Here is a 19455-nt window from a genome sequence, read left to right as displayed (position 1 = left end):
TCCGCCCGGCAAGGGAGCAGCCACCGTGGCCCGTTCGCTCGACGGACTCGTCCTCTCACCCGTCGCCGACCAGGCCCCCGGCCAGGTCGGCACCCGTACCCGCTTCACGTACCACGAGCGGGAGGGCACGATCTGGGCCGATTACGCAGGCGGTGACGTGGTCCGCGGCCATCTCGTCGGCACCCGCGAGGGGGACGCCCTCGACTTCCGCTACGTCCAGCTCAAGCAGGACGGAACGACCTCTTCCGGACACTGCCGCTCCACCGTCACCGACCTCCCGGACGGCCGGGTGCGGCTGGAGGAGCGCTGGGAATGGGAGTCACAGGAAGGCAGCGGGACGAGCGTGGTGGAGGAAGTCACCCATTGACGTCGCGTCAGCTGAATAGAGTGGTACACGTGAGCGAGCAGACGGAACACCACGCGGCGCGAGAGCGCACAAGGAACGTCGTGATCGTCGGAGCGGGCATGGCGGGCGTGCAGACCGCCGTCGCCCTGCGGGAAGCCGGCTTCACCGGCCCCGTCACCCTGATCGGCGCCGAACCCCACCAGCCCTACGACCGGCCGCCGCTGTCCAAGGCGGTGCTCCTGGGCAAGGCCGAGGACTCCGCCTTCGACGTCGACTTCGAGGCGCTGGACATCACGCTGCGCCTCGGCCTGGACGTCACCGCCCTGCGCGCCGCCGACCACGTCCTGGACACGGCGGACGGCCCTGTCCCCTACGACGTCCTGGTCCTGGCGACCGGCGCCGAGCCCATCGCCCTGCCCGGCACCGAGGGCGTCCCCGGAGTCCATCTGCTGCGCACCCTGGACGACGCCGCCCGGTTGCGGCCGGTCCTGGAGGAGCAGCACGACGTGGTCGTCGTCGGGGCGGGGTGGATCGGCGCCGAGTTCGCCACCGCCGCCCGCGCCGCCGGCTGCGCGGTCACCGTCGTGGAGGCCGCCGCCCGCCCGCTGGCCGGAACCATGCCCGCAGAGGTCGCCGCACCGATGGCCGACTGGTACGCGGAGAGCGGCGCCGAACTCCTCACCGACGCCCGGGTCGAGCGCGTCGAAGAGGGCACGGTGACCCTCGCGGACGGCCGGACGCTGCCCGCCGGGGCCGTGGTCGTCGGCATCGGCGCCCGCCCCGCCACCGGCTGGCTCGCCGGATCCGGGATCGAACGCGGCCCGGACGGCTCGGTCACCGCCGACAGCGCGCTGCGCACCTCGCTGCCCGATGTGTACGCGGTCGGCGACTGCGCCTCCTTCCCCTCCGCCCGCTACGGCGAACGCCTGCTGATCCACCACTGGGACAACGCCCTCCAGGGCCCGCGCACCGCCGCCGCCGCGATCCTCGCCGCCGAGAGCGGTGAGCCGCTCCCGGTCCACGACCCCGTCCCGTACTTCTGGTCCGAGCAGTTCGGCCGCTTCGTGCAGTACGCCGGCCACCACGCCCACGCCGACACCCTCCTCTGGCGCGGCGACGGCGCCGAGGCCACCTGGTCGGTGTGCTGGATGAAGGCCGGGGCCCTGGTCGCCGTCCTCGCGGTGGGCCGCCCGCGCGACCTCGCCCAGGGCCGCAAGCTCATCGAATCGGGGGCCGCCCTCGACCCCGAGCGGGTCGCCGACCCCGCCGTACCGCTGAAGTCCACCGCCCTGTGACCCCCCGGGCCGACCCCCGTACGGTCGGCCCGGCTACCGGCTGTCAGTGCGGGATGGCACGCTTGTCCTTGTGACCGAGATTGACGCAAAGACCGATGCTCTCGTCCCCGCCTGGCTCCACCTCCCCGACATCGCGGAAAAGCTCGATGTCGAGGTGACGCGTGTACGGCAGTTGGTCAAGGAGGGCCAGCTCATCGCCGTACGCCGTGGTGAGAAGCGCACGCTTCAGGTGCCCGCCGCCTTCATCGACGGCGACAAGGTGGTCAAGGGCCTCTCCGGCACCCTGACCCTCCTGAGGGACGACGGCTACTCCGACGAAGAGATGCTGGAGTGGCTCTTCACTCCCGACCCGACCCTGCCCGGCACCCCCGCCCAGGCGCTGAGCGAGAATCGCGGTACGGAGGTGAAGCGCCGAGCCCAGGCGCTCGCCGTCTGACCGACACGACCGGAAGCGGCGTACGGGCCCCGCGCTGAGCGCGGGCCCGTGCCCCGCCACGACCACGGGGGGACTCCACCATGCCCACGCCTCGCGAGCAGTTGTCCGACGCCCGGCTCTACCTCTGCACGGACGCCCGCAAGCGCCAGGGTGACCTCCCGGCCTTCCTGGACGCCGTGCTCTCCAGCGGCGTCGACATCGTCCAGCTCCGGGACAAGGGCCTGGAGGCCGCCGAGGAGCTGGAGCACCTCGCGGTCCTCGCCGAAGCCTGCCGGCGCCACGGCACGCTCCTCGCCGTCAACGACCGCGCCGACGTCGCCCACGCCATCGGCGCCGACGTCCTGCACCTGGGCCAGGGTGACCTGCCCGTGCCCGCCGCCCGCGCGATCATCGGCTCCGACCGGCTGATCGGCCGCTCCACGCACGCCGAGTCCGAGGTCGACGCCGCCGTCGCCCAGGACGGCGTGGACTACTTCTGCACCGGCCCCTGCTGGCCCACCCCCACCAAGCCAGGCCGGCACGCCCCGGGCCTCGGCCTCGTGCGGTACGCCGCCTCCCTGGCGCAGCCGCGCCCCTGGTTCGCGATCGGCGGGATCGACGCGGGCAACCTGGACGAGGTGCTGGAGGCGGGCGCCCGCCGCATCGTCGTCGTCCGGGCGATCACCGCGGCGGACGACCCGGCGGCCGCCACCGCCGAGCTGGCGAAGCGGGTCCGGGCACACACCCTCTGATCAGCTCCTACGAGGTCTCCGATCCACCTCCGTCCCAAGGGGTGGACGGCAAACCGGCAAAACGAGACAATCTCGGCCGCTCTGGTTGGGGGAGTGTCCACCCCCTGGTTAACCTCGCCCTATGGCCCTTGGGACAGCTTCCACCAGGACGGACCACGCACGCACGGTGCGTGACCTTCTCGCGACCGGCAAGACCTCGTACTCCTTCGAGTTCTGGGCGCCCAAGACCGAGAAGGGCGAGCGCAACCTCTGGAACGCGCTGCGCCGGATCGAGGCGGTGCGCCCGAGCTTCGTCTCGGTGACCTACGGGGCCGGCGGCTCCACCCGGGCCGGAACCGTGCGGGCGACCCAGCAGATCGCCGCCGACTCCACACTCACCCCGGTCGCCCACCTCACCGCGGTCAGCCACTCGGTCGCCGAGCTGCGCAACATGATCGGCCAGTACGCCGACGCCGGGATCAGGAACATCCTCGCGGTCCGCGGCGACCCGCCCGGCGACCCCATGGGGGAGTGGGTCGAGCACCCGCAGGGCGTGAAGTACGCGGCCGACCTCGTCCGCCTCATCAAGGAGTCCGGCGACTTCTGCGTGGGCGTCGCCGCGTTCCCCGAGATGCACCCGCGCTCCTCCGACTGGGAGACCGACATCGGGCATTTCGTCGACAAGTGCCGGGCCGGGGCCGACTACGCGATCACCCAGATGTTCTTCCGCCCGGAGGACTATCTCCGGATGCGTGACCGGGTGGTCGCGGCCGGTTGCGATACGCCGGTGATTCCCGAGGTCATGCCGCTCACGAGTGTGAAGCAACTGGAAAGATTCTCCCAGCTCAGCAACGCGACCGTCCCGGAGCCGCTGAAAGAGCGGATCCTCGCGGTCAAGGACGATCCGGCCGCTGTACGCTCCATCGGTATCGAGTTCGCAACGGAGTTCTGCGCGAATCTGCTGTCCGAGGGTGTGCCCGGGCTGCACTTCATCACGCTCAACAACTCGACGGCAACGCTCGAAATCTACGAGAATCTCGGACTGCACAAGCAGTCGTGACCGGCCGTACCCGCCCCCGAGCGGCTGCGGCCGCAGGAGGGGGCGGGCGTGGGCTGGACGGTCCTCTACATCGCATTCGGCTTGGTGGCACTGTGGCTGCTCGGTGAGGTGCTGCTGCAGTACAAGGCGCGGCTGCGCTGGCGGCTCCTCGCCTTCGGCGGCTTCCTCGGCGTCGTCATGGGGGTCCTGCTCGCCTCCGTCCCGGTCATCGTCGTCGGCACCCTCGCCTTCGCCACCGGCCAGACCTATGTGACGCTCTCCTTCCGGCGCGGCTTCTCCACCGGCTGGGCCATAGGCGGCAGCCCGGGCGAGAGCCGCCGTCGCCGGGGCGGCGGCGAGCGCGCGGCAGCCAAGGAGCCCACGCTGGAGGTCTCCGGCCTGGAGGTCACGGACCCCGCCGCCGAACCGGCCTTCGACTCCTTCGGCCACAACGCCGGGGCCCCGGCCACCGCGTCCGACGACCCCACCTCCGTCACCTCGGTGTACGAGCCGCAGCCGCTGCCCGAGGACACCGGCCAGTACGGCGTGTACAGCGACTCGGGCTACGGGCCGAACGGCGCCGACGGCCAGGACCAGCACGGGTACGAGCCGGACCCGGCGGGCCAGGGCCAGCCGCAGTTCGCCGCGTACGACCCGTACACCGGCTACGACCCGCAGCAGGCCCAGGACACCTACACGGGCCCGTACGACTACGGGACGACCGGCCGGCAGAGCTACGCCGCCTACTCCGACCCGTACATCGGCACCACCAACGGGACGGCCCCCTACGCCGGTTACGACGCCTACGGGAACGGCGGCACCGGCTACGACAGCCAGGGCGGCCAGCAGGGTTACGCCGACCCCTACGCCCAGAGCTACGGCACGGACGCGTACACGACGGACACCCCGCCCGGCGGCGTCTGGGTCCCGCAGCAGCGCGACGCCGAGCAGTACCCGCCGATGCCCCCCGAGCAGCCCGCCCCGTACGGCCAGGGCAACGGCAACGGCTACGACACCGGCCAGAACGAGCAGTACCGCTACTGAGCCGGGCCGCCACGGGCGGGCGGGCGCGCCCCCGCGGCCCCTACTGCGAGCCGCGGAATCCGTCGCCCTCCACCACGAGCCCGGCCACCAGCGTCCCCGACATCCCGGCGTGTGCGAGCCCGCCGCCCGGGTGCGACCAGCCGCCCGCCAGATAGAGCCCCGGCAGCCGGGTGAGGTTGCCGGGGTGCAGATACGCGCCCCGCGCCCCGGCCAGCGCCGGCGGCGGCACCGCACCGCCCTCGGCCCCCGTCTGCGCCTCGGTCTCCGCCGGCGTACGGACCTCCGTGTGCAGGATCCGCTCCCGCAGCCCGGGCACGGCCGCCCCCGCCCGCTCCACCAGCACGTCCGCGAACCGCTGCCGCACCGCCGGGTCCGTCCACTCCACCGCGCCCTGCGGGGCCACCACCGCGCTCAGCGTCACCGCCTCGTGCGCGTCGTCCGGGCGGGTCGCCGGGTCGTCGGGGCGCAGCACCGTCACCGTCGGGTGCGCGGCGACCCGGCCCCCGAACACCGCCTCCTGCTCCGCCGCCGCGTCGGCGCTGTGCACCACCGTCCGGTGTACGGCGTCCGCCTCCCGGCCTCCGCGCAGCGACAGCAGCACCACGAACCGCCCCGGAACCGAGCCCGCCCGGACCGTCACATCGTCCGCGCCCCACATCTGCCCGCCCGGCACCAGCCCCGCGTGCGGCCGCACCCCCAGCACCACCCGGTCCGCCTCGGCCACCTCACCGCCCGCCAGCTCCACGCCCGCCGCCCGGCCGTCCTTCTCCACCACCCGGACCACGTCGGCCCCGAAGACGAACTCCACCCGCCGGGCCACACACCGCTCGTACACCGCCCGGGCCAGCTCCCGCATCCCGCCCATCACGTACCAGCTCCCGAAGGTCTGCTCCATGTACGGCAGCAGCGCGGCGCTCGCGGGGGCGGTGCGCGGGTCGAGGCCGTACGACAGGGCGTACCCGTCGAGCAGGGCGGCCAGCCGTGCGTCCGCCAGCTCCCAGGCGCCGATCTCCGCCACGGTGGCCGCCTGCCGGGTGCGCAGCAACCGCCGCTGCTTCAGGGCGGGATACGGGTCGCGGCCCAGCACCTGGTGGTCCGCCCGCAGCGGCTCCTCCAGCAGCGGCCGCCGCGACCGGTCCCAGGCGTCCCGGGCCCGCTCCAGGAACCCGGTCCACCGCTCCCCGGCACCGGCTCCGAGCGCCGCGTCCAGGGCGGAGGCCACTCCGGCGCGGGAGGCGTTGGGCAGGCACACCGCCGTGCCGTCGGCGAAGAGGTGACGGCCGGCCGGGTCGACCTGGGTCAGCGTGACGCACTGCTCCAGGGACTCCTTGCCGGTCTTGACGAAGAGGTCCCGCTGGACGGCGGGCAGATGCAGCAGCCCGGCTCCGGTGTCGAAGACGAAGCCCTCGTGCTCATGGCGGCCGAGCGAGCCGCCGTAGCTCGCGGACCGCTCGTACACCGTCACCTTGTCGCCCGCGACGGCCAGCCGGGCGGCCGCCGCCATGGCGCCCGTCCCGGCGCCGATCACCGCAATTCGTGCCATGCCGGTGACTTTATCGACCGCCACCGACACCTCGGCCGGGAGGCCGGGCCCCACCGCGTCCGGCTCAGCCGGGCGGCCAGGACCCTTCCGCGCCGGCCAGCCGTTTCTCCTCGCGGCGCTGGGCCCGGCGGCGCAGGAAGCGGCGGATCCGCGAGGCCAGGAAGATCACTATGACGATCCCGAGCACCAGCAGCACCGCGGCGATGATCGCCGCCGCCACCGGGTTGAATATGGCGAACGTGACGACCCCGGCGACCCCGAGGTCCTCGGCGATGCTCACCACGATGTTGCTGAAGGGCTCCGGGGAGGTGTTGACCGCCATCCTGGTGCCGGCCTTCACCAGATGGCTCATCAGCGCCGTCGACCCGCCGATCGCACCGGCCGCCAGCTCCGGCAGCGAACCGCTCTCCCCGGCGAGCAGCGCGGCGATCACCGCCCCCGCCACCGGGCGGATCACGGTGTGCGCGGTGTCCCAGACCGAGTCCACGTAAGGGATCTTGTCGGCCACCACCTCGCAGAGGAAGAGCACACCGGCCACGATCAGGACGTCGGTGCGCTGTAACGCGGCGGGCACCTCGTCGGAGACGCCGGTCGCGCCGAAGACGCCGAGCAACAGGACCACCGCATAGGCGTTGATCCCGCTCGCCCAGCCACTTGTGAACACCAGGGGGATTACGGACACGGGGGAGATCGTAACGACCCGGTCCGACAACGGGCTGGGGTCGGGTGCGCAGCCCTGAGTACCCGTACTCAGGGAGCGAGATGAGTAGGTGCGCGGATAGGCCCGGACCTGCGGGGACGGAAGAGTGGTGACCACGGAAGGGGCGCGGCGCCCGGACCGCCGACACGGGGCGGCGGACCGGGCGCGGCCCCTGACGGAACGGGGGTGCACGACGTCAGGACCCGGGGGCCACGGGGGACATACGGGGTCACGGGGGACGGGTCGGACGGATGCACGGAAGACGCCGGCCCGGTGGGGTTCGCAGGGGGATGCGAACTGCGCCGGCCGGCGTCTTCGTGTTGTACGGGGCTGTGCCCTCAGGGTCTCAGTGCCCGCTGACCCGCCCGTGCAGCAGCAGGGACAGCGCCGAGTGGACCTCGTCGATCGACCGCTCCGGCTGGAACGCCTGCCAGTCCAGCGCCGCCACCAGAACCATCCCGACCAGCGCCGCGGCCGTCAGCGGGATGTCGATCTCCTCGCTCAGCTCACCGCTGCGCACCGCCTCGCGGAGCACGTCCTCCACCACCGCGACGGCCTCCTGCCGCACCACCAGCAGCGTGGACTGCCAGGCGCGGTTGGTGCGCCAGAGCTCGGCCACGTACAGCTGGGTGAAGGCCGGGTAGCGGTCGATGAAGGCCAGGCCGGCCCGGATCATCGCGTCCAGTGCCTCGACCCGGGTGCCGCCGCGCTCCTCCGACTCCTCGGCGGCGGCCCGCAGTGAGGCGGTGAGCAGCCCGACGCCGTGCCGGAGCAGCTCCTCGAACAGTTCGGTCTTGCTCTTGAAGTTGTAATAGACCGTGCCCTTGGCGACCCCGGCCCGCTCGGCGATCTCGTCGACGGTGGTGGCGGAGAAGCCCTGCTCGGCGATGAGGGTCACCGCCGCCTCGTAGAGCCTCTGCCGGGTGGCCTGGCGGCGCGTGGTGCCACTGCTTTCCATGAGGCCGATTCTCCCAGCTTCCGGTGCGCTCACAGGCTCAGCTCCGGGTGCAGCCGGCTCAGGCTCCACACCTGCTTGCGGCGGGCGGTCCAGGCGGTGAGGGCGAGGGCGCCGACGGTGAAGGCGGCCAGCACCGCGCAGCCCAGCCAGACCGGGCCGAGGGGGCCGCCGGTGATGAGCCTGCGCAGCCCCTCGACGACGTACGTCATGGGCAGGTACGGGTGGATCGCGCCGAAGAAGCCGGGGCTGGTCTGGACGGGGTACGTACCCCCGGCCGAGGTCAGTTGGAGCGTCAGCACGACCAGCACCAGGATGCGTCCCGCCGCGCCGAAGCAGGCGTTGAGCCACTGCACGATCGCGCCGAAGCAGCAGGTCACCAGGGCCAGGAAGGCGATCGTCCCGGCCGAGCGCGCCATCTCCAGACCGAGGCCCCAGTGCAGGACGGCCATCAGGGCGCCGACCTGGAGGATGCCGATGGCGGCGACCGGCAGCCAGCCGGCGAAGGCGATCCGCCAGGCGGAGGCGCCGGTGGAGAGCGCCCGCTTGTTGAGCGGTTGGATGATCATGTAAGCGACCATCGCGCCGACCCAGAGGGAGAGCGGGATGAAGTACGGGGCGAAGCCGGTGCCGTAGTTGGGTGCCGCGTGAAGGGACTTGGAGGCCAGCTTCACCGGGTCGGCCATGACGTCGGTCCGGGCGTCGCGGTCCTTCTTCCCGTAGTCCGGGATCTTCTCCGCGCCGTCGTGCAGTCCCTGGGCGAGCTCGGTCGAGCCGTCGCCGAGCCGGAACAGCCCGCCGTCGAGGTTCTCGGCCCCCGTCTTGAGCTTGCCCATGCCGGTGTCCAGATCGGCCGAGCCGGTACGGGCGTTGCCGAGGCCGGTGTGCAGCGCGACCGCGCCCTTGGCGACCTTCTGGGCGCCGGTGTTGAGGGCGTTGACGTCCTTGACGGCCTTCTCCAGGTCGGACTCCAGGGTCGGCGCGCGCTTCGCCAGGTTCTCGGCCTGCTCCTGGAAGGCGGCCAGGTGGCTGCTGAGCGCCTTCAGCTCACCGTTCTGGCTGCTGACCAGCTTGCTCACGTCGGCGGCCGTCGTGGCGGCGTCGGAGGCCGCCTCGCCGGCCTTCTTCAACGCGGGGCAGGACGCCGTGTCGGGCTCGTCCGCCTCCTCGCACCGGGTGCGGTACACCTCGCCGAGTTCGTCGGCGGCGGTGCGGGCGTCGGCGGCCGCCCCCGGGGCGGCGGCCACCAGCTTGCCGAGGTCCTCGCGCGCGGTCTTCGCCCCGTCGGCGGCCAGGCGGGCGGCGTCTCCGACGCTCTTCCCGTTCTCCTTGAAGAACGTGAAGAAGGGGCGGGCCCGGCCGGCGGCGCTGTTGACCTTGTCGGCCAGGGCCTGGGTGCCGTCGGCCACCTGACGGGCACCGGAGGCGACTTCGCCCGCACCGGTGTTCAACTTGACGATCCCGTCGGAGAGCCGCTCGCTGCCCGCCTTGGAGTCCTTGAGGCCGTCCGCGAGGTCCTTGGAGCCCTTCCTCGCCTTCGATATCCCGCCCTTGAGCTCGTCGGCGCCCTTGGCCGCGTCGGCCGTCTTGTCGTGCAGATCGGAGAAGTTGACGAAGATGCGGTCCAGGAAGCCCCTTGAGGCGTTGGTGGAGGCGGCGTTGCGCACCTCGCCGAAGACGGTCTTGGAGATCTGCCCGACGATGTAGTTGTTGGCGTCGTTCGTCCGCACCTGGAGCGCGCCCGTCTCGGGGGAGTTCCCGCCGCTGGACGCGATCTTCTTACTGAAGTCGGCCGGCATCGTCAGCGAGAGGTAGTACGTCCCGTCCTCGACGCCCTTCTCCGCCTCCGCGGAACTCACCTCATGCCACGCGAACACCTTGGAGTCGAGGAGCTTGTCGCTGATCTCGTCCCCCGCCTCGACGCGCTTGCCGTCGTTCGTAGCCCCCTTGTCGTTGTCGACCAGGGCGACGGGCAGCTTGTCGAGATTCCCGTACGGGTCCCAGAACGAGAACAGGTACAGGGCGCCGTAGAGCAGCGGCAGGAGCAGCAGGGCGACCAGTGCGGCGGCCGGCAGCTTCCCCCTGCGGAACCGCCTCAGCTCAAGCGCGGCCAGTTTCGGCGATCGCATCGGCGCTCTCCTCCTTTTCGGTCTCTTCGGTGGTGGGTGCGGCCGGGGCCTCTTCGGCGGCGGGCGTGGTGCGGACGACCTGGGCGTCCTCGGGGGCCTCGCTGCACACGGCGAGCACGGTGGTGCCGGAATCGGCCACGGACCGCAGCAGCGCCCAGGCGTCGGCGCGTTCGGCGGGGGCGAGCTTCAGGTCGGCGTCGTCCAGCGCGAGCAGCCGCGGGGTGCCGATGAGCGCCAGGGCGACGGAGAGCCGCAGCGCTTCGAGCCGCTCCAGGTCCCGTACGGAGGTCCGCTCGGCCTTCGGCAGGGTGGCGGGGTCGAGCCCCGCGGCTTCGAGGGCCGTGTCGATCCGGGCCCGGGCGGTGGCCCGGCGCTCGGCGCGCGGGCGGAGCAGGGTGCGCAGGGAGGCCCCGTAACGGCCCTGGAGCAGGGCCCGTTCGCGCAGGTGCTCGGCGACGGTGAAGGCGGGGTCCAGCTCGCTGACGCCGGGCACCGGGCCGAGGGCCGCGATCCTGCGGACGGCGGCCGCCTTGCGGGGCAGTTCGAGTCCGCCGGTCCGCGCGCTGCCCTCGGTGGCGCGCATGCGGCCGGTCAGAGCGAGCAGAAGGCAGGTGCGCCCGGAGCCGGAGGGCCCCTCGACGGCGACGAGCGCCCCCGGCGGCGCGCTGAACCCCACGTGGCGGAAGACCCAGCCGCGCGGCCCCTTGAGTCCGAAGTCCTCGGCGCCGACTGCGGCGCCGTGCGGGCTCTCCACAGACCCTCCCCTGATCTCGTCCGTGATCCGTCCCGGCCGCTCTCGATTTGAACTGACCAGTCAGTTCAAAAAGTTATCCCGAACTCGCGCTCGAAGCAAAACGGCAGGTCAGGGAAGGTTTCTGACCGATTGTCAGTGGTAACCGCAACCATGGACACATACGGCCACGGAGCCGTCACACGACGACAGGAGGTTCGTCATGGCCAGCTCGTCCGCAGCCGCCGCCCCGCGGCGCCGCGCAGGCAGCCCTGCACCCTCACTGACCGGTCCCGCCGACGATGTGCACCCCGTGCTGCGCCGCACCACGGCACCGCCCGCCGCCCTCGACCTGCTCGCCAAGGCCCGCACCGGCCTGGACGAGGCCGCCGTGCTCCACGAACCGAACGAGCGCTACGCCACCGCCCACCTCGCGGCCCTGCGCACGGCGGCCGCCGTGCTGGCAGCCCGTGGCCGCCCCGAGACGAACAAGCGCAACCGCGACCGCATCCGGAGCGTGTGGGAGGTCCTCCCGGAGACAGCCCCGGAGCTGACCGACTGGAGCGACCTCTTCGCCTCCGGAGCGCCCCGCCGGGCCCGCGCGGAGGCGGGCATGCCCGGCGCCGCCGACGACCGGGACGCGGACGACCTGCTGCGGGACGCCGCCCAGTTCCTGCGCCTGGTGGAGCGGCTGCTGGTCCTCCAGCCGGTGCTCCCGCAGCCGAGGACGGGGAGGCCGGCCACGGGGTGAGACGGGCCGGTGCCGGATGACCGGGACGGCGGTGCGAGGCCATAGGGTGGGCAACGCTCACATCACCACCTGCACTGTTCACGCTCCGCCGTCCCAGGCGGCACCGTGCCGAGGAGTCATCTGCCGTGTCGGACCAGCTGCGCCCCCGCGCCTCCCTCCGTACCGCCGTGGTCTGGGAGGTCCTGAAGGACGCTCTGGACCGTCAGGTCAAGGCGGCCGGCCGGGACGCCCTGGATGTCCTGGACACCGGCGGCGGCACCGGCAACTTCGCGGTGCCCGCCGCCCGGCTCGGCCACCACGTCACCGTCGTCGACCCCAGCCCCAACGCGCTCTTCGCGCTGGAGCGCCGCGCCGCCGAGGCCGGGGTCGCCGACCGCGTCCGGGGCGTCCAGGGCGACATCCTCGGCCTGTTCGACGTCGTGGAGCGCGGCGGCTTCGACGCGGTGCTCTGCCACGGCGTCCTGGAGTACGTCGACGACCCCGCCGAGGGCGTACGGAACGCGGTGGCGGCCCTGCGCCCCTCCGGCGCCCTCAGCCTGCTCGCCGCGGGCCTGGGCGGGGCCGTCCTGGCCCGCGCGCTGGCCGGCCACTTCACCGAGGCCCGGCAGGCACTCACCGACCCGGCGGGCCGCTGGGGCGAGGGCGACCCGGTGCCCCGCCGCTTCACCGCCGAGCAGCTCACCGAGCTGGTCTCGGGCGCCGGCCTGGAGGTCGGCGCCGTGCACGGGGTGCGGGTCTTCGCCGACCTCGTACCGGGCGTCCTGGTGGACACCGAGCCCGGCGCCGTGGACGCGCTCCTCAAGCTCGAAGCCGCCGTCGCGGAGCTGCCGGCCTTCCACTCCGTCGCGACCCAGCTGCACGTTCTCGGCGAGAAGCGCCCCTGAACCAGCCGCCCGGACCGGCCCCCGGAAGCCCCCGCGAGGGCCGGTACGGGGCTGATCAGCAACGAAGCTGCGCACGGAGTCGGACTCGGGACCCCCGTAGCGGGCCGGAGCCCCGTATGATCGGGTGACACCATCCGGCATGACGGATCGGTCGTCGGGGAATCTACGCCTCAGCAGCCGAGCCGACACAGCGGTCCGGACTGGCTGAACGCTAGAGGGCGGGTTTCACGGGGGCGAATCCCTGCCTATCCTGGAAGGGCCGCATACCGGTCGCCCCCGCGGCCGACGACGAGGAGGATCCCGTGCCGCTCTCGGAGCACGAGCAGCGCATGCTCGAGCAGATGGAGCGAGCGCTGTACGCCGAAGATCCCAAGTTCGCGACAGCGCTCGAGGGAAGCGGGCTGCGTACGTACACCCGTAAAAGGGTCTACCAGGCGGTCGCTGGCTTCCTGGTGGGTATCGCGCTCCTCATGGCCGGAATGGTCGCCCAGCAGATCTGGATCAGCGTGGTGGGGTTCCTCGTCATGCTCGGCTGTGCCGTGCTCGCGGTCACCGGATGGCGCAAGGCGCCGAAGCCCGGTGAACAACAGCAGCAGGCCGCCGCGGACGGCGGGGACGGCGGCTCGCGCCGACGACCCAGACAACGCCGGTCGGTGATGAACCGCATCGAGCAGCGGTGGCAGCGCCGCCGCGACGAGCAGGGCCAGTAAGAATCTTCCGGTCCGGCCCCGAAGCTCATGGCGGGGCGGGGCGGGCCGGGTCGTGCTCGGGCACGACGCACGACACTGATGGCTGAGGGGCGGCCGCATTTCTGCGGCCGCCCCTCAGCCGTTGTCGCATGAATTCTGTGCGACGGACGGACGGGTGCACGGGCGGGCCGACGGAGCGGGGCGGGCCAGGATCACGCGGTCCTGGCCAGGCCCCGCCCCCGCTTCAGCCGTGCTGGCGTGACAGCCTGCGCCACCGGGCCGTCCAGCGGCCCCGCCCCGGACGGTCCGTCCACCGCTGGACGAGCGCCGCCCACCGGTCCGAGACCGCCCACACCACCCGGACGGCCGATCGGGGTGCCAGCCTCGCCCGCAGCCGTGCGCCCCGGCCGGCGTTGGCCTCCAGCCCCGCCCGTACCGCCAGCGCGTCCTCGGTCAGACCGGCCGCCGGGCGCGGCTCGGGGGCGTACAGCACTTGTTCCACCGCGCCCGCGATCCGGTGCACGGCCTCGGCCGCCATGGTGTCGAGCCCGCCCAGCCGCACGATCCGGGCCGCCGCCTTCCGGGGCGTCAGCGACTCGTCCGGCGCGATGCCGTGGTCCCAGGCGCAGTCGGTGATCTCCTGCCAGGCGGCCAGCACCCTGGCCGCCGCGTCCGCGGGCGTACGCCCCCCGGAACCGAGCCGCCGGTTTCTCACCCGGATCCGCCAGAGCAGCGGCAGCAGGGGCAGCAGCAGGACCAGGAGCGCACCGAGGACGACCAGCGCGACCGTGCCGGCCGGGGTGCCCTCGTCGGTCGGGGACGTCGGACCGGGCGCGGCGGACAGACCGCACTCACCCTGTCGGCGCATCTGCGGCGAGCAGCTTTCCGGGGCGGACGGGACCGCCGACGGGGCGGTGGAGGCACCGGCCGACGGCTCCGCCGGAGCGGTCGCACCGCCGGTGGGGGCCTCCGGCAGGGTGTACGCCGGGGCCGACCCCCGGCTGGGGGTGGGCTCGAAGCGGGTCCATCCGACGCCCTCGAAGTACAGCTCGGGCCAGGCGTGCGCGTCCCGCAGCCCGACCGAGTACGAGCCGTCGCTCTGGACGGCGCCCGGGGTGAAGCCCACCGCGACCCGGGCCGGGATGTCGAGAGTCCGGGCCATCGCGGCCATCGTGAACGAGAAGTGGATGCAGAATCCCTCCTTGTCCCGGAGGAACCGCGCTATGGCCGAGGAACCCGTCCCCGAACTGACCGAGGTGTTGTACGTGAAGCCGCCCTCGGAAGCGAACCAGCTCTGCAGCTTCACGGCCCGCTCGTAGGCGTTGGCCGAGCCTTCGGTGATCTTCTCGGCCTCCTCCGCCACCACGTCCGGCAGCGAGTCGGGAACCTGGGTGTACTCGCTGCGCAGCTTCTGCGGCGGCGGCCCGGCCGCCGCGAGCTGCGCCGCCGTCGGCTCGACGATCAGGCTGGACGCCTCGTACTGCGCGCCGCCGGTGTTCTGCCCGTCGTCGCCGATGAGCGTGCGGCCCTCCGGCTCGTACCGCCAGCGGCCCTCGATCGCCACCTCGCTCGCCGGGTAGGGGAGCGGCAGATAGTTCTGCTGGTACGAGGGCGAGGAGGAGATGTTCGTCCGGATCTCGGTGACGGCGACGTCCCGGCCCAGACCGGGGGGCTGCGGGAGGCGGTCCGGCACATCCGTCAGACGGCGGGTCGAGGAGCGCCACTCGCTGCCGTTGAACTCGTCCAGGGAGATGATCCGCAGATAGAGGTCGCGTGGGTCCTCGGCGTTGGTGCGGTACGTCATCACCTCCCGGTTGTCCGGCTGGTTGAGGTTGTCCTTGAGCGACACCAGCGGGTTCACCGCGGTGATGGTGCCGCCACCGCTGCCCTTGCCGTTTCCGCCGCCCCGGCCGCCCAGCAGACCGCTGTCCAGGGCGGGCAGGGCGAGCGGGACCACCAGGGCGATGCCCAGCGCCAGCACTCCGATGCGCCGTCCGGTACGGACCGGTGCGGACGCACCGCCGCCCCGGCCGGACAGGCCGTCCGACAGGCCTCCCGGCGACCGGTTGGCACCGCCGAAGACCCGCCCCCACTGGGAGAGCCGGTCGCGGCCCTCCGCCAGCAGGAGCAGCAGATAGCCGCAGGCCGCCAGCAGGAACCAGAGCCACCCCGTCCCGCCGTCACCGAGTCCGGCGGCGACCGAGTACAGGGCGAGCAGCGGCAGTCCGGCCGGGGCCGCGCTGCGGAAGGTCACCGCCAGGGCGTCCACCGCCAGCCCGATCAGCACCACCCCGCCGACCACCATCAGCCGGATGCCTTCGGTCATCGGGGCCGGGATGGCGTACGTACCGATGTCCTCGCCGCCCGCCACCAGCAGCTCACCGAGGCGTACGACGGCCTGCGGGCCGGGGAGCACGCCGAACACGGCCTGGTCCCGCGCGAAGACCACGGTCAGCAGCAGCAGGGTCACCAGCGTCTGGGAGGCGATCGTCAGCGACCGGGCCAGCGGAACCCGGCGGGCGAGCGCGCCCACCCCGCCCTGGACCCCGAGCAGCAGGGCCGCCTGCACGAGCCAGCCGGACCCCTCCACCAGCGGGAGCAGGGCCCCCGACGCCAGGAGTGTCGCCGCAAAGGCGCACAGCGCCAGCCGGGCCCGCCCGCTCATGACCATCCCCCCGGGAAACCTGTCGAACCGCCGTTGCCGGCGGACTGGGTGTCGGTGCGCATCTGGCCCGCGAGCTGCCACAGCGCCGGCAGCTCGGCCCCGGGCGGTACGGGCACCACGATCCAGCCCGCCTCGCGCAACTGCCGCAGCCGCTCCTCGGCCCGCTCGGGCGCGCCGAGGAGCATCTCCATGCCGCCGGACCAGAGGGCGCTGTCCAGGACGAAGGCGACCGCCGCGCCGGTGCGCTGCCGCATCCGGGCCGCGACCGAGGTCTGCTCCTCGTCGAGATCGCCGAAGAACGCGATCAGCAGCCCTTCGTTGCCGCCACGCAGCACGTCGTGGGCGCGCGAGAGCCCGCCGCCGTCGGAGTGGTCGACGACCGCGAGCGTGTCCAGCATCAGGCCCGCCGAGTCGGCCGACTCCTGGGTCGAGCCCGCGAAGCCGTCGGAGCCGCCCCCGGGCACCGCGTTCCCGTCGTCCGTGAGCAGCCGTACGGCGAAGCCGCGCTCCAGCATGTGCACCAGGGCGGAGGCCGCCCCCGAGACCGCCCACTCGAACGCCGAGTCGGGCCCGGCGCCCGTGTACCCGACCTGCCGCGTGTCCAGCAGCACCGTGCAGCGGGCGCGCTGCGGCTGTTCCTCGCGGCGGACCATCAGCTCGCCGTAGCGGGCGGTGGAGCGCCAGTGGACCCGGCGCAGGTCGTCGCCGTGCCGGTAGCCGCGCGGGATGATGTCGTCCTCGCCGGCCAGCGCGAGTGAACGCTGCCGCCCGTCGCCGTACCCCGAGGCCTCGCCCGCGAGCCGCAGAGCGGGCAGCGGGACGGTGCGCGGGATGACGACGAGCGTGTCGTACGCGCTGAAGGAGCGGGTCAGCTCGCACATCCCGAACGGGTCGCTGAGCCGCAGTTGCAGAGGGCCCAGCGGGTAGCGGCCTCGCAGGTCGGAACGGACCCGGTAGGACACCTCGCGCCGGCCGCCGCCCTCCACCCGGTCCAGCACGAAGCGGGGCCGCGGCCCGAGCACGTACGGCACGCGGTCCTGGAGCATCAGCAGCCCCGTGGGGAGCCGGGACACATTGTCCATGCGCAGGTGCACCCGGGCCTCCGAGGCCGTGGGCACCCGGGACGGCGTCAGCCGCCGGGTCCCCGTCACCCGGTAGCGGGTGCGGTAGAGCACGATCACGCAGACCAGGGGCAGCACCGCCAGCAGCAGCCCGACGCGCAGCAGGTCGGCCTGGCCCAGGACATAGGCGCAGACGGCGGCGGCCACCCCGGCGGCGAGGAAGGAGCGCCCCCGCGTGGTGAGCCCGCCGAAAGCCGCGCGCAGTCCGCCCTTGCTGGAGCCGTCCTGCACGGCGCCGGGCTCGCCGGCCGTCATCACAGCCGCCGGGTGCCGGGCTGCTGCTGACCGTAGAACGGGCGGCCCGGGTCGTGCGCCCCCTGGGGCGGAGGCACGGGGCCGCCACCGGCCGAGGTCGGGACCGGGGTGCGCTGGATGATCTCCAGCACCACCTGCTCCGCCGTCCGGCGGTTCAGTTGGGCCTGGGCGGTGGGCAGCAGCCGGTGGGCGAGCACGGGCGCGGCCAGGGCCTGGACGTCGTCGGGGAGGGCGTAGTCGCGGCCGCTGAGGGCCGCCGAGGCCTTCGCGGCGCGCAGCAGGTGCAGCGTCGCGCGGGGCGAGGCGCCGAGTCTGAGGTCCGGGTGGCTGCGGGTGGCCCCGACCAGCTCCACCGCGTACCGCCGGACGGCGTCGGCGACGTGCACCGTACGGACCGCGTCGATCAGCTTCACGATGTCGTGGGCGTGCGCCACCGGCTGGAGGTCGTCCAGCGGGGAGACGCCCCCGTGCACGTCGAGCATCTGCAGCTCGGCCTCCGGGCTCGGATAGCCGATGGAGACCCGGGCCATGAAGCGGTCGCGCTGGGCCTCGGGCAGCGGGTAGGTGCCCTCCATCTCCACCGGGTTCTGGGTGGCCACCACCATGAAGGGGTCGGGGAGCTCGTACGTCTTGCCGTCGATGGTGACCTGGCGCTCCTCCATCGACTCCAGCAGCGCCGACTGCGTCTTCGGCGAGGCGCGGTTGATCTCGTCGCCGATCACGATCTGGGCGAAGATCGCACCGGGCTTGAACTCGAAGTCGCGCCGCTGCTGGTCGAAGATCGACACACCGGTGATGTCCGACGGCAGCAGGTCCGGCGTGAACTGGATGCGCCGCACCGAACAGTCGATGGACCGCGCCAGCGCCTTGGCCAGCATCGTCTTGCCGACCCCGGGCACATCCTCGATGAGGAGATGCCCCTCCGCGAGCAGCACGGTCAGCGAAAGCCGTACGACCTCAGGCTTGCCCTCGATCACACCCTCCACCGACCTGCGCACCCGCTCCGCTGTGGTGGTCAGATCCGTGAGGCTCGCTCGATCGTCATAGGTCGTCACCCGGCCCTCCTCGTCCCTTTTGCGCATGGGCCACGGCGTACGTACCCGCCCGGCCCACCCCGAAATACGGACGCTCCTCCGGAAGGCCCGGTGGAGGTCACCCACGCATTCTTGTTGCCGTTACCGCTTCGTGTCACTTGCCTGTGGATAAGTGGGTGCGATTTGTCAGTCTCTGCCGTGTTTCAGGGGTGAGCCGGGCGGGCGGGGAATCAGGAAGCGGGCTGGATCTCGCGGAGCAGACCCGTGGTCACGTCGAAGACGAAACCGCGGATGTCGTCGGTGTGCAGGAGGAACGGCGAGGTGCGCACCCGCTGCATCGACTGACGTACGTCCTGGTCGGCGTCCGTGTAGGCCTCGACCGCCCAGACCGGCCGCTGGCCGACCTCGCGCTCCAGGTCCTGCCGGAACTCCTCGGTGATCGATTCGAGGCCGCAGCCCGTGTGGTGGATGAGGACGATGCTGCGGGTGCCGAGCGCCCGCTGGCTGATGGTGAGTGAGCGGATCACGTCGTCGGTGACGACACCGCCCGCGTTACGGATGGTGTGGCAGTCGCCGAGTTCGAGACCCAGCGCGGCGTGGAGGTCGAGACGGGCGTCCATGCAGGCGACGATGGCGACCTGGAGGACCGGCTTGGCGTCCATGCCGGGGTCGCGGAAGCCCTTGGCGTACGTGGAGTTCGCCTCGACCAGCTGATCGGTGACCTGGCCCCCCTCGCGGACCGCCGCGGCGGTGGACGTCATGGACTCGGCGGGGGAGTGAGCAGAAGTCGACATGGCTACGACGTTAGCCTTCCCACCTGGCCCGGGTGGGCTGTGAGAGCGGACAAAGAACGTCAACGCGTCTTGTTGTGAGCTAACCCACAAGCACCAGGAAACGCGCCCGTTCGGGTGGCGTCGCCGCATCCGGACGGGTGGGACGACTCGCTGCCCGGTTCGTTGATCGCGAATCGATCGAATGGCAGGGTGGACTAAAGTAACGCGAAGTCACCACCCTGAACCCGTACCACCACCACTCGACACACCCCGCACACCCGCACCTCCCGCATATTCCGTTTTTCCCCCGTGATGTGCGGCGTACGTGCGGCCCGGCCCTCTCCCGCTCCCGGTCG

Annotated in this window: 18 protein-coding genes; 9 read left to right on the top strand and 9 right to left on the bottom strand. The window is 72.7% G+C overall.

Annotation, left to right across the window (positions count from 1 at the left end):
* Positions 1-25: 25 nt before the first annotated feature.
* The 6 genes from ACFWRT_RS19655 (at position 26) to ACFWRT_RS19630 (ending at position 4870) form a co-directional block, all read left to right on the top strand.
* A complete protein-coding gene (locus ACFWRT_RS19655; protein WP_380952608.1) occupies positions 26-367 on the top strand; it encodes a hypothetical protein in 342 nt (113 codons plus the stop codon).
* Between the two features lie 29 nt (positions 368-396).
* The gene (locus ACFWRT_RS19650; RefSeq protein ID WP_380952609.1) at positions 397-1641 is read left to right on the top strand and encodes an NAD(P)/FAD-dependent oxidoreductase; all 1245 of its coding nucleotides are present in this window, start codon (positions 397-399) and stop codon (positions 1639-1641) included.
* Between the two features lie 70 nt (positions 1642-1711).
* Positions 1712-2077: an Rv2175c family DNA-binding protein gene (locus ACFWRT_RS19645; RefSeq protein WP_326706291.1), complete on the top strand. Its 366-nt coding sequence runs from the start codon at positions 1712-1714 to the stop codon at positions 2075-2077.
* Positions 2078-2157: 80 nt separating this feature from the next.
* The gene (gene thiE / locus ACFWRT_RS19640) at positions 2158-2808 is read left to right on the top strand and encodes a thiamine phosphate synthase (RefSeq protein WP_380952610.1); all 651 of its coding nucleotides are present in this window, start codon (positions 2158-2160) and stop codon (positions 2806-2808) included.
* 121 nt (positions 2809-2929) lie between these two features.
* Positions 2930-3847, top strand: coding sequence for a methylenetetrahydrofolate reductase [NAD(P)H] (metF, locus tag ACFWRT_RS19635; RefSeq protein WP_380952611.1), 918 nt, complete (start codon positions 2930-2932; stop codon positions 3845-3847).
* A 48-nt stretch (positions 3848-3895) separates the two neighbouring features.
* Complete coding sequence (locus ACFWRT_RS19630) at positions 3896-4870, top strand: SCO2102 family sporulation regulator (protein ID WP_380952612.1); 975 nt, start codon at positions 3896-3898, stop codon at positions 4868-4870.
* Positions 4871-4910: 40 nt separating this feature from the next.
* On the opposite strand, the gene ACFWRT_RS19625 is transcribed toward ACFWRT_RS19630, so the two are convergent.
* The 5 genes from ACFWRT_RS19625 to ACFWRT_RS19605 all read right to left on the bottom strand — a co-directional run bounded on the left by ACFWRT_RS19625 (position 4911) and on the right by ACFWRT_RS19605 (position 10951).
* Positions 4911-6413, bottom strand: coding sequence for a phytoene desaturase family protein (locus ACFWRT_RS19625; protein ID WP_380952613.1), 1503 nt, complete (start codon positions 6411-6413; stop codon positions 4911-4913).
* A gap of 64 nt (positions 6414-6477) precedes the next feature.
* On the bottom strand, positions 6478-7095 hold the full coding sequence (locus ACFWRT_RS19620) for a DUF4126 domain-containing protein (protein ID WP_380952614.1): 618 nt from the start codon (positions 7093-7095) through the stop codon (positions 6478-6480).
* A 364-nt stretch (positions 7096-7459) separates the two neighbouring features.
* On the bottom strand, positions 7460-8071 hold the full coding sequence (locus ACFWRT_RS19615; RefSeq protein ID WP_018511982.1) for a TetR/AcrR family transcriptional regulator: 612 nt from the start codon (positions 8069-8071) through the stop codon (positions 7460-7462).
* A gap of 29 nt (positions 8072-8100) precedes the next feature.
* Positions 8101-10197 carry a YhgE/Pip family protein gene (locus ACFWRT_RS19610; RefSeq protein ID WP_380952615.1) on the bottom strand — a complete coding sequence of 699 codons (2097 nt, stop codon included), beginning with the start codon at positions 10195-10197 and terminating at the stop codon, positions 8101-8103.
* The gene (locus ACFWRT_RS19605; protein ID WP_380952616.1) at positions 10169-10951 is read right to left on the bottom strand and encodes an ATP-binding cassette domain-containing protein; all 783 of its coding nucleotides are present in this window, start codon (positions 10949-10951) and stop codon (positions 10169-10171) included. The genes ACFWRT_RS19610 and ACFWRT_RS19605 overlap by 29 nt, the downstream gene beginning before the upstream one ends.
* Before the next feature lie 199 nt (positions 10952-11150).
* On the opposite strand from ACFWRT_RS19605, the gene ACFWRT_RS19600 reads away from it, so the two are divergent.
* From ACFWRT_RS19600 to ACFWRT_RS19590, 3 genes are all read left to right on the top strand, one after another.
* The gene (locus ACFWRT_RS19600) at positions 11151-11678 is read left to right on the top strand and encodes an SAV_6107 family HEPN domain-containing protein (RefSeq protein WP_380952617.1); all 528 of its coding nucleotides are present in this window, start codon (positions 11151-11153) and stop codon (positions 11676-11678) included.
* Between the two features lie 125 nt (positions 11679-11803).
* Complete coding sequence (locus ACFWRT_RS19595; RefSeq protein ID WP_380952618.1) at positions 11804-12562, top strand: class I SAM-dependent methyltransferase; 759 nt, start codon at positions 11804-11806, stop codon at positions 12560-12562.
* 302 nt (positions 12563-12864) lie between these two features.
* On the top strand, positions 12865-13272 hold the full coding sequence (locus tag ACFWRT_RS19590; RefSeq protein ID WP_380952619.1) for a DUF3040 domain-containing protein: 408 nt from the start codon (positions 12865-12867) through the stop codon (positions 13270-13272).
* Positions 13273-13495: 223 nt separating this feature from the next.
* Here ACFWRT_RS19590 and ACFWRT_RS19585 read toward each other — a convergent pair whose 3' ends face one another.
* From ACFWRT_RS19585 to ACFWRT_RS19570, 4 genes are all read right to left on the bottom strand, one after another.
* Positions 13496-15916 carry a transglutaminase TgpA family protein gene (locus tag ACFWRT_RS19585; protein ID WP_380955666.1) on the bottom strand — a complete coding sequence of 807 codons (2421 nt, stop codon included), beginning with the start codon at positions 15914-15916 and terminating at the stop codon, positions 13496-13498.
* A complete protein-coding gene (locus ACFWRT_RS19580; RefSeq protein ID WP_380955664.1) occupies positions 15913-17292 on the bottom strand; it encodes a DUF58 domain-containing protein in 1380 nt (459 codons plus the stop codon). Before ACFWRT_RS19580 ends, ACFWRT_RS19585 begins: the two co-directional genes overlap by 4 nt.
* Positions 17292-18347, bottom strand: coding sequence for an AAA family ATPase (locus ACFWRT_RS19575; RefSeq protein ID WP_380955667.1), 1056 nt, complete (start codon positions 18345-18347; stop codon positions 17292-17294). Before ACFWRT_RS19575 ends, ACFWRT_RS19580 begins: the two co-directional genes overlap by 1 nt.
* 209 nt (positions 18348-18556) lie before the next feature.
* Positions 18557-19120, bottom strand: coding sequence for a beta-class carbonic anhydrase (locus ACFWRT_RS19570; RefSeq protein ID WP_380955663.1), 564 nt, complete (start codon positions 19118-19120; stop codon positions 18557-18559).
* Positions 19121-19455 lie beyond the last annotated feature (335 nt).

Origin of the sequence: Streptomyces cyaneofuscatus (genome assembly GCF_042718795.1) — a bacterium.
Lineage (GTDB): Bacteria > Actinomycetota > Actinomycetes > Streptomycetales > Streptomycetaceae > Streptomyces > Streptomyces cyaneofuscatus_A.
This window is presented reverse-complemented; position numbering and strand designations above follow the sequence as displayed.